Here is a 1,947-nt window from a genome sequence, read left to right on the forward strand (position 1 = left end):
CAGGCCGCCCGCGCCGCATCAAAGCGCATCCACAAGGCCGAGGTGCAGGCGCGCCTGGCGGCGATCCGCCCGCGTCATGCCCAGCGTCAGTCGCCCTTCGCCACGCGTAGCGCTAAGCAGCGCGCGCACCTGCAGCTGCCGCCGTTGCCGACCACCAGCATCGGCTCCTTCCCGCAGACCGCCGCCATTCGCCTGGCGCGCCAGGCATTCAAGGCCGGCAAGCTGAGCGCGGCCGAGTACGCCGAGGCCATGCACAGCGAGATCCGCCACGCCGTCGAGGCGCAGGAAAACCTCGGTCTGGATGTGCTGGTGCACGGCGAAGCCGAGCGCAACGACATGGTCGAGTACTTCGCCGAGCAGCTCGACGGCTACGCCTTCACCCGTTTCGGCTGGGTGCAGAGCTATGGCTCGCGCTGCGTCAAACCGGCGGTGATAGTCGGCGACCTGAGCCGTCCGCGGGCGATGACGGTGGACTGGATTCGCTATGCCCAGGGTCTGACCGCCAAGCCGATGAAGGGCATGCTGACCGGGCCGGTGACCATGCTGATGTGGTCCTTCCCGCGCGAGGACGTGCCGCGCGAGGTGCAGGCGCGCCAGCTGGCCCTGGCCATCCGCGACGAAGTGCTGGACCTGGAGGCGGCCGGCGTCAAGATCATCCAGATCGACGAGGCGGCCTTCCGTGAGGGCCTGCCGCTGCGTCGGACCGCCTGGCAGGGCTATCTGGACTGGGCGACCGAGGCCTTCCGTCTGACCGCCAGCGGCGTGCGCGACGAGACGCAGATCCATACCCACATGTGCTACAGCGAGTTCAACGACGTGATCGAAGCCATCGCCGCCATGGATGCCGATGTCATCACCATCGAGACCTCACGTTCGGACATGCAGCTGCTGGAGGCCTTCGAACACTTCGCCTATCCCAACGAGATCGGCCCGGGCGTCTACGACATCCACTCGCCGCGCGTGCCGGACAGCGCCGAGATGGCCGGCTTGCTGCGCAAGGCGGCCACGCGCATCCCCGTCGAGCGGCTGTGGGTCAATCCGGACTGCGGCCTGAAGACCCGCGCCTGGCCGGAGACCGAGGCGGCGCTGGTCAATATGGTTGCCGCCGCCAGGCAGTTGCGCGCCGAACTGGCCTGATCGGCGCTTTGCCCTGTCGGTTTGCCTGCGTTGCCGTTCGATGGGCGCCAGGGGCGTTGGGCTTCGTCGCAGGCTCCTCAACCCAACCTACGGACGTAGGTTGGCGCTGAGCGCAGCGAAGCCCAACGCGGAGCCGCAGGGCGACCGCTCGTCTTCCTTCATCAAATTGTCATCGTTGTGTGGCAGCGCTCGCGAACGACTATCACCAGACTCGCGGTTCAGTGGGGTTCTGCGTTTCCGGTGTTTTCATGCGTCTATTTATTTTCCTGGCGGCGCTGCTGTGCGGCCTGCCGTCCTGGGCGGCGACTCGCTGCGAGTTCGAGCAACCGACCCGTTACGTGGACGTCGGCGAAGTGCGTCTGGCCTACCAGAGCATCGGCAGCCAGCGCGACCCGGCGTTGCTGCTGGTCATGGGCCTGGGCGGGCAACTGATCCACTGGCCCGACGAGGTGGTCGAGCGCCTGTGCCAGCAGGGTTTTCGGGTGATACGTTTCGACAACCGCGATGTCGGCCTGAGCAGCTGGCGGCAGCCGGCGCCGACCATCAACCTGGGCTACGAGGTGCTGCGCTACCGCCTCGGCCTGGCGCCGGGCGCGCCTTACCGGTTGCGCGACATGGCCGGCGACGCCCTGGGTCTGATGGACGCTCTGGGCATTGCGGCTTTCCATGTGCTGGGGGCGAGCATGGGCGGCATGATCGCCCAGCACCTGGCCGACCTGGCGCCAGCGCGGGTGCTCAGCCTGACCCTGGTGATGACCAGCTCCGGCGCCCAGGGCCTGCCGGCACCGGACGAGTCGCTGCTGCGCCTGC

Annotated in this window: 2 protein-coding genes; both read left to right on the plus strand. The window is 68.0% G+C overall.

What is annotated here, in order from left to right; all coding sequences use genetic code 11:
* Positions 1-1,137: 5-methyltetrahydropteroyltriglutamate--homocysteine S-methyltransferase (metE, locus tag N878_RS19075; RefSeq protein ID WP_021445168.1), on the plus strand; the 1,137-nt coding region annotated here is incomplete at its 5' end.
* Between the two features lie 248 nt (positions 1,138-1,385).
* A partial coding sequence (locus tag N878_RS19080; RefSeq protein WP_021445169.1) for an alpha/beta fold hydrolase occupies positions 1,386-1,947 on the plus strand: 562 nt, incomplete at its 3' end.

The sequence above is a fragment of the Pseudomonas sp. EGD-AK9 genome, assembly GCF_000465935.2.
Classification (GTDB): Bacteria; Pseudomonadota; Gammaproteobacteria; order Pseudomonadales; family Pseudomonadaceae; genus Aquipseudomonas.